This is a genomic window from Klebsiella sp. Q11 (assembly GCF_964241505.1).
GTDB classification, from domain to species: domain Bacteria; phylum Pseudomonadota; class Gammaproteobacteria; order Enterobacterales; family Enterobacteriaceae; genus Klebsiella; species Klebsiella michiganensis.
This window is the reverse complement of the sequence record NZ_CAXSXW010000011.1, coordinates 1-12,591: the sequence shown is the minus strand read 5'-3', so window position 1 is coordinate 12,591 and position 12,591 is coordinate 1. Positions and strand designations below refer to the sequence as shown.

Sequence of the window (12,591 nt, the reverse complement as noted above, 5' to 3'; positions counted from 1 at the left end):
TCATTCCGGTAATTATTTAGCAACAGAGGTTTGCGCCACTGCCTGAGTACGGCAGAGGAAATAATAAACAGGCGAGACGATGGCTAAACCAATAATCCAGGAGATATCGGCACCACCTAACATATTCGCTGCCGGACCGGTGTAAATGGCGGTAGACATAAAAGGAATCTCGACCACGATCCCCAGCAGATAACAGAAAATGGCTTTTGAATTGAAGTAACCGTATATGCCACCGTCACGACGGAAGAATGAAGCGACATCATAATTACCGTGGGCCACCAGATAGTAATCAACCAGGTTAATTGCCGTCCACGGCACCAGCACATACAGCAACATCAGAATAAAGTTGGTGTAATTCACCAGGAAGTTTTCCTGACCATAAATCGCAATCAGCACTTCGATAAGGATGGTGACAATTGATACCACAATGCGAGCGCCAGAAAGCGGCGACCACTTAGGCAGGAATGTCTGGCCAAGCGTCAGGGTGCAGAGCACACCGCAATAGAGGTTCATTGCATTGGTCGCGGCAATGCCTAAGGCAAACACAATAATGACGGTGGAGGATAATCCGCCGGTCATATTAACAATACCGGTGATTAAATCACCATCCACGATGCAAATAGAAACCAGAATGCCAAGAATCATCGGGAACAATGAACCCAGTACGCATCCCAGGTAACTACACCAGAAGACGCTTTTTTCGCTGATATCTTTTGGCATGTAGCGGGAATAATCGGATACATAAGGCGCGTAGGCCAGCTGCCATAATGCGGCGATGGAAATGGCACCGAGGAATCCGCTGAGATTAAAGCCATTACGCGCGAGAAAATCAGTCGGCAGACCATGCACGAAAACAATCCACGCAAAGGCCGCGAGCAAAATAATACCGGATACCCACGACATCACCTTGGTGTAGGCATGAATCAGGTTATAGCCGAAGGCACAGGCCACCAGGCTGAGTACCGCAGAAACCAGGATGCCGGTATCCGTAGAAACCGGTGCGTAGATGGCGTGCAGTGACTGACCGCCCAGCACCAGGTTTGATGCCAGAAAGCCGATATACATGATGACGACTAACGCCACCACCAGCACGGAACCATAAGAACCAAACTGGCCGCGGGTTTGAACCATCTGCGGCACACCTAATTGTGGTCCCTGCGCGGAATGCAATGCCATAAACAGCCCACCGGCAAGGTTACCAATCAATACGGCAATGGTGGCCCACATAAAAGATAAGTGGAAAATACTTACCGCCAGCGCGCCGGTAATCACGGTAAGCAACATGATGTTTGAACCAAACCAGATGGTAAAAAGATCCCGTGGCTTGCCATGACGTTCATGCGCGGGAATAGGCTGGATGGTGCTCAACTCTATTGTGGTTGCAACAGCATTATCTTTTGGGTTGTTTGTCATCATAGTTATCTCAACAAAGTCATTTGCAGGCTTGCCGCATGGCTGCGGTTATAACCACCCAAAAAATTGGGAGGGGTGAAAATAACGTTGATGGGATGTTGCAACAGTTGGCTATAGAGAGAAATGAAGAAAAATATAGCCAGCTAATATAAAAAAAAGATGCAATCTCGCTTATGGATTGGTCGCCCCAAATTGAGACGTTAAAGAATGACAGGTGAGATCTTTTTGAATCTAATTAACCTTATGATTATTAACATCTAAAATAAAAGTCTCTGGCTGAATGCTTCATCTTGGTGCGCGCCTGCACATCGATGAAGCATCATTGGCAATATAAGATATCGTTAACTCTGCAAATTAATAAGTAAAAATGTTGCCTGTGAATCGCGTGAATTTGATTTATCTCAGCACCCTTTTATCTTGCCTGTGCAGTGCGGATGCGGCTTTAACAGGGCTTTGTATTTTATTTCGGCGATGAAGGTTGCCGGCAGGTTAAATATTTTCTATCCAGACGCTCACTTTATAATATTTTACCGTCTGCATGCGCTCCAATAGTCTTGGGTCCTTCTTAAGTGGTTAATCCCCTGCGTGATGCGGGATGAAGGACGTTGAAATGACATCATTAAAAACTGAAACAGATACGCTGATTATTGGCGCAGGTCAGGCGGGGGTTGCCATGAGCGAACACCTGACGCGTCTGGGCATTCCGCATCTGGTCGTGGAGAAAAACCGTATTGCCGAATCCTGGCGTAGTCGTCGCTGGGATTCGTTGGTTGCCAATGGCCCGGCCTGGCATGACCGCTTTCCGGGCATGGAATTTCCTGGCTGCTCACCAGACAGCTTTGTGGCAAAAGAACAGGTTGCTGATTATTTTGTCAGTTACGCCGCCATGAACCAGTCACCGATTCATACCGGCGTCGAAGTGTTAAGCGCTGAACGCAATCAGGGGCGCAGTGGTTTTACCGTCACCACCTCCGCAGGCGTGATCAATGTGCAGCGTATCGTGGCCGCTACCGGTCCTTTCCAGCGCCCGGTGATCCCGGCGATTGCTCCTCAACATAGCTATGTACAGCAGTTACATTCGGCAGACTATAAAAATCCACAGCAGTTGCCGCAGGGTGGCGTACTGGTGGTTGGTGCCGGTTCTTCCGGGGTGCAGATTGCCGATGAATTGCAACGATCCGGTAAGCCAGTGTGGTTATCGGTGGGGCCGCACGATCGCCCGCCACGTTCTTACCGTGGCCGGGACTTCTGCTGGTGGCTTGGGGTGCTCGGATTGTGGGATGCTGCGGCCAGTCAACCGGGCAAAGAGCATGTCACCATCGCCGTGAGCGGTGCACGCGGTGGACATACCGTCGATTTTCGTCGTCTGGCGGCGCAGGGCGTAAACCTCGTTGGCTTGACGGAAAGTTTCACCGATAACACAGTACGTTTTCAGGATGACCTGGCGGAGAATATTGCGCGTGGCGATGCGAATTATCTCGCGTTGCTGGATGCTGCCGATGCGTATATCGAGCGCAACGGCCTCGATTTACCGCCAGAACCACAGGCACGTGAATTCCTGCCAGACCCCGCTTGTGTCACCCATCCGCAGCTCTCATTGAATCTGGCAGAGGCCGGAATCACCAGCATTATCTGGGCGACGGGCTACGTCACCGATTACAGCTGGTTAAAGGTCAATGCCTTCAATGAACAGGGCAGACCGCAGCATCATCGTGGCGTGTCCAGTGAGCCGGGCGTTTATTTTCTTGGCTTGCCGTGGTTGTCACGTCGTGGTTCCACCTTTATCTGGGGCGTCTGGCACGATGCCAAATTCATTGCTGACCAGATCGCTATCCAGCGCCAGTACCAGCAGTATCGCGCACCCTCTGACTCGCTTTAAGGAACTGTTATGCCTACACATCAACGTATTCGTATGTTCAACACCAAAGAAACCTATCCGAATCAGACACTGGACAACGATCTCTGCCAGGCGGTACGCGCCGGTAATACCGTCTACGTGCGCGGCCAGGTGGGTACTGATTTTGCAGGGAATCTGGTCGGGCTGGGCGATCCACGCGCTCAAACCGAACAGGCGATGAAAAACCTTAAACAGCTGCTGGAAGAAGCCGGTAGCGACCTGAGCCATATCGTGAAAACCACCACCTATCTTACCGATCCGCGTTATCGCGAGCCGGTTTACCAGGAGGTGGGGAAATGGCTGAAAGGGGTGTTTCCGATTTCAACTGGCCTGGTGGTTTCGGCGCTGGCACAGCCGCAGTGGCTGATGGAAATTGATGTGATTGCGGTGATCCCGGATGACTGGGAGGGGAAATGACGCTTTCGATTGCGGCACGCTGTGCGGAGTCCGGCCAGCTCGGTATCGCCATTAGTTCGTCGAGCATTGCCGTAGGTGCGCGTTGCCCGTGGCTGGTGGCCGGAGTGGGTGCGGTATCCAGCCAGAACATCACATTACCGGCGCTGGGGCAGCAGATTCTGGCGCGTCTGGAAGAGGGCTTAACGCCGGAACAGGCGCTGAAAAGCGCACTGGCAGAAGATCGCTTTAGCGAATATCGCCAGGTGACGGTCATTGACGCCAGCGGTCGCAGCGCCGCCTTTAGCGGTGACAAGACGCTGGGTATTTATCATGTGGTGCAGGGCAAAGAGTGCGTGGCAGCAGGGAATATGCTGGCGGAACAAGAGGTGATCGCCGAGATGGCGGCGGCTTTTGACGCTGCCACTGGTGAGCTTACTGGTCGCCTGCTCACGGCGTTGCAGGCAGGGATCGATGCCGGTGGTGAGGCGGGGCCGGTGCATTCAGCTGCTGTGAAGGTGGTGGATGATTACACCTGGCCGCTGGTGGATCTGCGCGTTGACTGGGCAGAAGAAAACCCATTGGCAGAACTGCACAAGTTGTGGCTGGCGTATGAACCTCAAATGCAGGCTTACGTCACCCGGGCACTGGATCCACGTGATGCTCCGAGCTATGGCGTACCCGGCGATGAGTAGTGCGGTGCGCGATATCCTTGCGGCGTTGCTGGCGTTTGATACCACCAGCCGCGAATCCAATCTGGCCTTGATTACCTGGATTGAGGATTTTCTGGCGCAGCGCGGGATCGCATCGCAACGCATCATGGATGACAGCGGGCGCAAAGCCAATCTGTATGCCCGGCTGGGGCCGGGTGGTGATGGCGGGGTGATGTTATCCGGTCACACCGATGTGGTGCCGGTCGATGGTCAGCAATGGACGCTGCCGCCGTTTGCCCTGACACAACAGGAAGGGCGCTACTATGGTCGTGGCAGTGCGGACATGAAAGGCTTTCTGGCCTGCGTGCTGGCATCGCTGGATAGCTTTCTGGCCCAGCCGTTGCGTCTGCCGCTGCATCTGGCTTTTTCCTATGATGAGGAAGTGGGCTGCCTCGGGGTGCGGAGCATGGTGGAGTTTTTGCGTGCGTCAGCAGAAAAGCCCGCCATGTGTATCATCGGCGAACCGACAGAAATGCGCCCGGTATATGGACATAAAGGCAAGGTGGCGATGCGTTGTCAGGTGCATGGTCGCGCCTGCCACTCGGCCTACGCACCTTCTGGCGTCAATGCCATCGAATACGCGGCAAGGCTTATCAATCAGCTCGGCGAAGCGGCGCAGCAACTGAAGCAGATAGAGGATGCGCGTTTTGATCCCCCCTATAGCACGCTCCAGACCGGTGTGATTCAGGGCGGCAGCGCGCTGAACATCGTGCCGCAGGATTGTCAGTTTGATTTCGAAATCCGCTATCTGCCGGAGGCGCATGTTCAGGGGGTCATTACCCAGGTTGAGCAGTACGCGCAACAGCAGCTGTTACCGCAAATGCAGGCGGTGGCGGCTGAAAGCACGATTCATTTTCTGCCGCTCAGCCACTACCCAGGCCTGCTCACCGATCCTCAATCACAATTTGCCCAATGGCTGGCGCAATGGAGCGGAAGCGACGATTTCTCTACCGTGGCGTTTGGCACTGAAGGGGGGTTGTTTGATGAAGCGGGGGTTGCCACCCTGATCTGCGGGCCGGGCAGTATGGAGCAGGGGCACAAGCCGGATGAGTTTATCGCTATTGAACAAGTAGAACTCTGTATGGTGATGCTTGTAAATTTATGCAAATGGATGCGAACTGTCCTCTAAATAAAAGAATTAATAATGGATTAATTATAATAAAACACTTCGATTATATTGCGGTATTATTTGATGTCAATTGGTCTGATTCCAGAGTGGTCAGTGGTGGTTTATAAATAGTAAATTATAAGCATTTAGTAATTTCAGTGGAAATAAATATTATTATTGGTTGTTATTAGGCAGGCATATATTTTGACTAGAATCACTTTCACTACTCCAGATCTAAAATATTAGTTGGGTTAAATCCTCATAAAACCTTCACGATACAATGGAGATTGGTGTTTTCCTTCATTTTCATCGAAAACCTTGATGTCAGATTACCATTAGTATACCTATACTTGGGATCATAATGTACTTAAAGAAAGGTTCCCATTTATGAATTAGCAGGCCAGTGCTACTGCAAACGACTCAACGTTAGATTTCATCTAGTTGCTCCTTATAAAAAAGCCGTACCTATGAGAGTGGATACGGCTTTGGTATACGATATGGTTTATTTCGACTCGCACAACAATATCGTTTTTATCTCTTCAGAATGAAAGGTGGTACATAAAGTTTGCGACACATATCCAGATAATCGGACCACCACTGCATCATCGCCTTGCGGGCTTCCAGGTGCTCTGCCTTGTGAATATAAGCCATGCGCACGGTATTACGCTCCTGATGACTCATCTGGCGTTCTACTGCGTCCTTTGCCCATAAACCCGATTCCATCAGCGCACTGCATGCCATCGCCCGAAAGCCGTGGCCACAGATATCCTTTTTTGTGTCGTAGCCCATCACCCGCAATGCCTTGTTGACCGTGTTTTCACACATTGGCTTATACGGGTTATGGTCGCCGGGGAAGACCAGTTCATTATTACCGGTGATATCTTTAATCTGTTTCAGAATGGCGATGACATGTTCTGAGAGGGGGACGATATGCGGCATTCGCATTTTGGCCCCGCGCCCGGAATAACGCACGCCAATAATGGGTTCTCGCGTCGCGGGTATCGTCCAGACCCGGTTTTTGAAATCAATCTCTGACCAGCGGGCGAAACGCAGTTCACTGGAGCGAATGAACACATGCAGCATCAGCAGGACGGCAAGCCGGGTAAGTTCGCGGCCCTGATGATATGCCTCAATACGTTCAAGCAGTTCAGGCAGCCGCTCCAGTGGCAGGGCAGGATAGTGCCGTCTGACAGGAGGTGTGGTCACGCCGCCAAGGTTTGCTGCCGGGTTAGTATCGATTAACCCCTGATGGACCGCATGGCGCATTATGTTACTCAAGTGCTGCCGCGTGCGGGACGAAACTTCCAGCAGACCTTTTTCCTCGATCCCTTTCAGCAGGTCAATGAAATGACGGGGTTTAAGTTCTGATACAGGCAGGTTCCCGATAACCGGAAAGATGTGATTGTTCAGGCTGGCAAGCAGACGGTCAGCGGTGTTCTGCGACCATTTCCGGTTACTTTTATGCCACGCCAGCGCCACGTTTTTAAAAGCTTTATCCGGTGTTCGTGAGCCACGTTCAGCAGCCCGCTGCTGTACCGGGTTGATATTCAGCGCCAGCATTTTACGGACACCTTCACGCTGCTGTCGCGCATCAGAGAGGGAGACGGCAGGATAGGCACCCAGCGCAATGCGGGATTCTTTACCGTTAATACGGTACTTGAGATACCAGTGACGTGAGCCACCCGGCTTGACCAGCAGATACAGACCGTGGGAATCGGAGACTTTAAAGGGTTTATCAGAAGGCTTGAGACTACGGATTTTCGCGTCGGTAAGGGACATATGGGGGTCACTCCATTATCGAACTAACCTGACCCCAGATTTGACCACCAATTTTTCCCGATGCGGAGGGTAAAATCAAAATGCACCGGGAAGAGATTTCACGCTAACCTCTTGAATCAATATCAGATAAAGCTTCGTAAGGAGGCATGAAAACAGGAAATTGGCTCCTCTGACTGGACTCGAACCAGTGACATACGGATTAACAGTCCGCCGTTCTACCGACTGAACTACAGAGGAATTGTGTGAACGGGGCGAATACTACTGGTCTCGGATTTTTGTGTCAACATTAAATTTAACCTGCTGATTCAAATGGCTAAATTTAGTGCAGGTCGTTGTTTTAGTGTACTGCCGGGCTATCGCCGTCATCCGGTGGGGTATTCTCACGTAATCTCTCCAGCGGATCCTGGCGATAGAACAGGCAAAAACGCTGCCAAAGCGCGGGAAAACGCGGGGCGAACAGCTCTGGCGCGCTAAAGAAGTACTCAGAGAGTACGGCGAAACATTCGCCAGGATCGGTGGCCGCGTAGGCGTCAATACTGGCGGCGCTTTCACCGACCAGATCAATCTCATCCTGAATATTGTTCATGGCAGCATGGAGATCGTGTTCCCAGCCAGCCACCTCGCGCAGGGGGATAAACGGCACGCCGCTCGCGCGATCGCCATTGCGGGTATCCAGCTTATGCGCCACTTCATGAATAATCAGATTGAAACCGGAAGCGTCAAAGGAGTCCTGAATATCCAGCCAGTTTAGAACAATGGGCCCCTGCTGCCAGCTTTGCCCTGATTGCACGATTCGCTGGCTATGCACCAGGCCGATATCATCTTCCCATTCGTCGTCGACAACGAAGGGGGCAGGGTAGATAAGCACTTCGTGAAAACCATCTAACCACTCGATGCCCAGTTCGAGAACCGGCAGGCAAAACAGGAGCGCGATACGAGCGCTCTGTAGGGGAGTGAGCTCCAGCCCCTGTAATGCAACCAGACGCTTCTGTTGCAAAAAGCGGGATGCCATTTGCGCCAGCTGCTGCTGCTCATGGTCGGAGAGGTTGGCTAATACAGGGATGGCAAGCGCCTTTTCCCAGGGGATTTCCGCGTTGCCGGACTCTTCATCTACTTTCCAGGGCCATTTAAACATCATATTGCTCGCAAAGTCGTCACTTGAACTGAATTAAAGAGACAGGAACTATTAAAATGCCAAAGAACCTGGCATTATAGCAACCTCAACAGCGGAGAGATGCCGGAGCGGCTGAACGGACCGGTCTCGAAAACCGGAGTAGGGGCAACTCTACCGGGGGTTCAAATCCCCCTCTCTCCGCCACTATTCAACAAAATCAGTCAGTCGCAAAGCGCTTTTGATTTTGCCCTGCACGAATCCCTGCATAGAAATTTCTTTCTATCGCTCTGTTTTCTCGCCTCTAACGCTGTCTTTTTTACCATGTTGCCTCTTGCTGGGCATCCACTTTTATCCTCTTTAGTTCACAAGCTCACACTCTTTACAATAGCTTAGCCCGTCTTGTATCACAGATAACAAAGCAGTTAACTGCCCTTGCTACACTCGGATTCTGTAAGGATATCCTCAAGAGAAGGGATGATGGATGAAAAAAAGCGAACTCAGAAAAGCACTGGAAGCATGGTTGACTGTCGAGCGCTGTGAGGTGATAGAGAGACTTATGACCCAGGCCCGAGCTGCCGGGATAAAAACTATCCCGCGCGGATCTGGCGCGGGATCATATACCGGTATGCGTGGTGGCGAAAAGTTTCAGTAGTTGGAGGTTGAACTCCTCATCGCATCGCCCGTTTTTATAATGATGCAATCAGTGGCGCATTGCTCCTTTGCCGTCAGAATAACATTCTCGGGAAGCCTGAAATGCATTGACTTGCTAATTAAGATTTGCTCCGCCATCCCCTTGATAGCCCAGGGAGCCGCAAGGGAAATATTGCCAAACTCGTCATAACGTTGTGTTTTAGTAAAGGCGTTATAGGCAGGATCTTGAATGTCAAAAAGAACATCCCCTGTAAATGTTTTCCCCACCTTGTAGGAAAGCGCGCTGGCTAATGCGTTTAACTCCGATTTTTGTGGGATAATGAAACCATTAAAGATATTGTATGATGCAGCGATCATCGCGAATACCGTCAATATGGGTAGCGCTTTTTTTGCTATGTTGAGTTTGCTTGTCAAGGCATCTAACCCAATAATAATAAGAGCGCATGTGAAGAACTCCAGTGCTATCAGTGACCTATATGCAGCCCAGTTTTCCTTGACTAATAAGTTTGGAGAGTAGGCACCAATCCCCATGATAATAAACATGAGAACCTTAATCGGGCCTGATTTGCCTTTTATTATTGAAAGTAAACCTATTGCGCAAATTATTAATGAGAGCGTTGTGAAAAAAGTGCCGGGAGTTATATTAAAGTTGTTGATAGCGTTAATCAACGGTTCTTTTAGAAACCATCGTAACTTCTCAAGTGGATTATTAGTTAACTCGGCACGTGCAATTGAACTGCCATATAACCATACAGGTACAAATTTTGAAAATAGCAGGCTACCAAGCATGCCGATAAATAAAACTGCGCCGCTGATTAAAACAATGTTGATGGAAAAGGGTTTGTCTTTTTTCAGACAGTTATCAAGCATGACGAAAAATAAAAATGCCATCGCCGTTGGTTGATATATGGCAAATGCAAACCATAAAATAATGACGGATGCTGCAAATCTTATAATTGTCGTTTTCTTATTGATCGGTTTTAATGTCGCATAACTTATTCCGGCAAGGAGTATGGAGAGTACAAAAGGGAAACATGTCGCCCAGGAATTATAAACCTGTACTGCGGGCGTCAGGCATATTAATAAAGGGAATGCGATCGTTGTTATTTTACGCTCGAATATGTTTCTTTTTTCTATAAATGAAAAAAGAAAAAAGCAAAACATAAATACCGATATTACGGTAAAAAATCTAAGATAGGCAAGGTCATCGATATTGTGAACTAGCGTAAAGGCAAGCCGTCTGGCAACGGCATACAAGGGTCTGCCGGATTGCATATCCCATTGAAACGGAGAACCTTTCCCTGAAAAAACATCGGAAAGTGTCGACCAGTCATCTGAAAATGCGTAACTAAATATAATCGTTGGGCTATAAACTAAGAAAATTGCCGCGAGGTAAAGCATTGCAATAATTTTTTTAGAGTAAGACGTCATCCGTTCGTCCTCAGTGTTCATTGCTCGCCTCTCATTTCGTGTTTTGCTACCTCTTCGATAAAATATTTGGGCCGATTTTTGGATTCCATATATATTTTCCCAACGTATTCGCCAATTATCCCCAAAGAAAGCATCTGGACACCGCCAAGGAAGAAAATCGCAATCATTACCGATGTCCAACCCGCAACGGTATTTCCCAGGAGCTTCTCAATGAAGGCATAGATTGCAGCTAGTGAAGATAGAAGGCATGTGGCAACCCCAGCGGCAGCGATCATACGTAATGGGGTAATTGTCAGAGACGTTATTCCTTCTAACGCCAGTGCTACCATCTTTTTTAAGGGGTATTTTGATTCGCCTGCAACCCTTTCATCTCTGCTATAATAAACGCTGCTGGACTTATAACCCAACAGCGGAATTAGCCCCCTTAAATATAAATTTTGTTCTTTAAAATCCTTTAATGCTGTCAACGCTGTACGGCTAAGAAGCCGGAAGTCCGCATGGTTAGGAACCTGATTGACACCCAGCCCTGACATCAGAGAATAGAATTTATTGGCTGTTGCCCTTTTGAATACTGAGTCACTACTCCTGTTGTCGCGTACGCCATAAACAATCTCAAACCCTTCATTATATTTGTCTATCATTTCCTCAATGCAACCTATATCATCCTGTAAGTCTGCATCAATACTTACGGTAACGTCCGTATCCGCGTTTGCCAACCCCGCCAGCAGGGCGATCTGATGGCCCCGGTTCCTTGATAATTTCAGACCGCGGACGAATGACTTTTCCTGTGATGTGGATTTAATTTGTTCCCAGGTGTTGTCTTTACTGCCATCATCGACAAAGAGGATATAACTATTTCGAGCGATTTTTTCTTTTTCGAGGAGGTTTTGTAATACCGTGGTAAGCCCCTCCAGGCAGTATGGAAAGGCCTCTTTTTCATTATAACAAGGAACAACGATTGCTAACGAAGGTATTTTGCTCCTCGTGTGGTTTATATTAATTTCTTTCATTTCATTGACCAGTATTTGTTTAGAATAAAACCAGCTGTTGTGTAAATCACCATGCCTACAACTTGCGCTGTATAAATAGCATTAGGTATGACGATGAAAAAAACTTTCATTGCTATTAAATTTAAAATGTAACAAAAAGCGCATGTGGACAGGAATTTGATAAATCTCAGGGGGCTTAATGTCGTTGAGAAAGTGAACTTCGCATTCATAACAAAACTGAAAATAATACCAACGACATAACCTGTTGCATTTGAAAGGTAGACTCCCACGCCGACATGCATCAGGCCAAATATAACAACTGCCGTAATGGCTGTATTTGCCAGGCCAACGATAATGTACCTGACCGCTTCTCTGGATATATTTTTTTTCAAGGTGTAATTAATCATTTATTGATTTACATCAATTTTGTAAAGGGGCGGCTAAGAGACTGAATGCACGGTCGATATAAGCAATGAGCCCCTGGAATATAAGTATTTGACGCCAACTCGTGGTCGGTGTCAACCTGGGTTTTTATTACCGTGGACATATTCCTCGGCGGGTATTGTTTTACGTTTCTCTGGCTGAGCTTGTATGGATATGATAATGCCGAATGGCGGCGATATAAAAGCCGGAAAGCAATCGGAGGCGTGAGCTCTGGTGCGGTCATATCAGGCAGAGCTGCGGTATTAACTTGTCTACTTTTACGGTATTTATGCGCGGACGTTGCTGCGCTCAAGAAGAAAAAACAGTTTAAATCTCCCGGATAGGGCTGAGGGCGGGGAGTGAAAATATTGTGAGTTTTTTGTTTTTTTATTGTTAATTGTATGATTTGCATGATGACGTAATTTTCTTCCAACGTCTCCCGTCACAAAGGATATCACGCCTCGAAGGAGCTACAATTATCATCTTCCTGATTTACTGCGGAGCAATCGTTAATAGATCGCAACGCCTCATCTTTCTGCCGTGTAGCGATATTCGCGATGCAAGGATGAGGAGTCGTTGGTAAAAACGAAAAAACCCGCACTCGCGCTGAGGGATCCCCATAAAACAGCGCTAATAAACCAGCACCATACTTCGGTAGGCTCTGGCGAGGTGGTTAAGAA

The 12,591-nt window shown here is 48.8% G+C and carries 10 protein-coding genes and 2 tRNA genes; 5 read left to right on the top strand and 7 right to left on the bottom strand.

What is annotated here, in order from left to right:
• Positions 1-12: 12 nt before the first annotated feature.
• Positions 13-1,416, bottom strand: coding sequence for a cytosine permease (locus ACESQ2_RS18275; RefSeq protein ID WP_031285270.1), 1,404 nt, complete (start codon positions 1,414-1,416; stop codon positions 13-15).
• 607 nt (positions 1,417-2,023) lie between these two features.
• Between ACESQ2_RS18275 and ACESQ2_RS18270 the strand changes: the two genes are divergently transcribed.
• The 4 genes from ACESQ2_RS18270 to argE are packed head-to-tail and all read left to right on the top strand — an operon-like array spanning position 2,024 to position 5,545.
• Positions 2,024-3,292 (top strand): NAD(P)/FAD-dependent oxidoreductase, encoded by a 1,269-nt coding sequence (locus tag ACESQ2_RS18270; protein ID WP_070550041.1) that lies wholly within the window; start codon positions 2,024-2,026, stop codon positions 3,290-3,292.
• Positions 3,293-3,301: 9 nt separating this feature from the next.
• On the top strand, positions 3,302-3,727 hold the full coding sequence (locus ACESQ2_RS18265; protein WP_021313398.1) for a RidA family protein: 426 nt from the start codon (positions 3,302-3,304) through the stop codon (positions 3,725-3,727).
• Positions 3,724-4,398 (top strand): DUF1028 domain-containing protein, encoded by a 675-nt coding sequence (locus tag ACESQ2_RS18260; protein WP_021313399.1) that lies wholly within the window; start codon positions 3,724-3,726, stop codon positions 4,396-4,398. The genes ACESQ2_RS18265 and ACESQ2_RS18260 overlap by 4 nt, the downstream gene beginning before the upstream one ends.
• Positions 4,391-5,545 (top strand): acetylornithine deacetylase, encoded by a 1,155-nt coding sequence (gene argE, locus ACESQ2_RS18255; RefSeq protein ID WP_024264487.1) that lies wholly within the window; start codon positions 4,391-4,393, stop codon positions 5,543-5,545. The genes ACESQ2_RS18260 and argE overlap by 8 nt, the downstream gene beginning before the upstream one ends.
• Before the next feature lie 510 nt (positions 5,546-6,055).
• On the opposite strand, the gene ACESQ2_RS18250 is transcribed toward argE, so the two are convergent.
• The 3 genes from ACESQ2_RS18250 to mtfA form a co-directional block, all read right to left on the bottom strand.
• Positions 6,056-7,303, bottom strand: coding sequence for an integrase arm-type DNA-binding domain-containing protein (locus tag ACESQ2_RS18250; RefSeq protein ID WP_021313401.1), 1,248 nt, complete (start codon positions 7,301-7,303; stop codon positions 6,056-6,058).
• A gap of 161 nt (positions 7,304-7,464) precedes the next feature.
• A tRNA-Asn gene (locus ACESQ2_RS18245) sits at positions 7,465-7,540 on the bottom strand.
• Between the two features lie 100 nt (positions 7,541-7,640).
• Positions 7,641-8,441, bottom strand: a complete 801-nt coding sequence (mtfA, locus tag ACESQ2_RS18240; protein ID WP_177950479.1) for a DgsA anti-repressor MtfA — start codon at positions 8,439-8,441, stop codon at positions 7,641-7,643.
• A gap of 90 nt (positions 8,442-8,531) precedes the next feature.
• On the opposite strand from mtfA, the gene ACESQ2_RS18235 reads away from it, so the two are divergent.
• Positions 8,532-8,621, top strand: a tRNA-Ser gene (locus ACESQ2_RS18235).
• Between the two features lie 441 nt (positions 8,622-9,062).
• Here ACESQ2_RS18235 and ACESQ2_RS18230 read toward each other — a convergent pair.
• The 3 genes from ACESQ2_RS18230 to ACESQ2_RS18220 are packed head-to-tail and all read right to left on the bottom strand — an operon-like array spanning position 9,063 to position 11,895.
• Positions 9,063-10,520, bottom strand: a complete 1,458-nt coding sequence (locus ACESQ2_RS18230; protein ID WP_064391842.1) for a glucosyltransferase domain-containing protein — start codon at positions 10,518-10,520, stop codon at positions 9,063-9,065.
• On the bottom strand, positions 10,517-11,509 hold the full coding sequence (locus ACESQ2_RS18225; protein ID WP_047723436.1) for a glycosyltransferase family 2 protein: 993 nt from the start codon (positions 11,507-11,509) through the stop codon (positions 10,517-10,519). The genes ACESQ2_RS18230 and ACESQ2_RS18225 overlap by 4 nt, the downstream gene beginning before the upstream one ends.
• Positions 11,506-11,895 carry a GtrA family protein gene (locus ACESQ2_RS18220; protein ID WP_049082128.1) on the bottom strand — a complete coding sequence of 130 codons (390 nt, stop codon included), beginning with the start codon at positions 11,893-11,895 and terminating at the stop codon, positions 11,506-11,508. Before ACESQ2_RS18220 ends, ACESQ2_RS18225 begins: the two co-directional genes overlap by 4 nt.
• Positions 11,896-12,591: the final 696 nt, after the last annotated feature.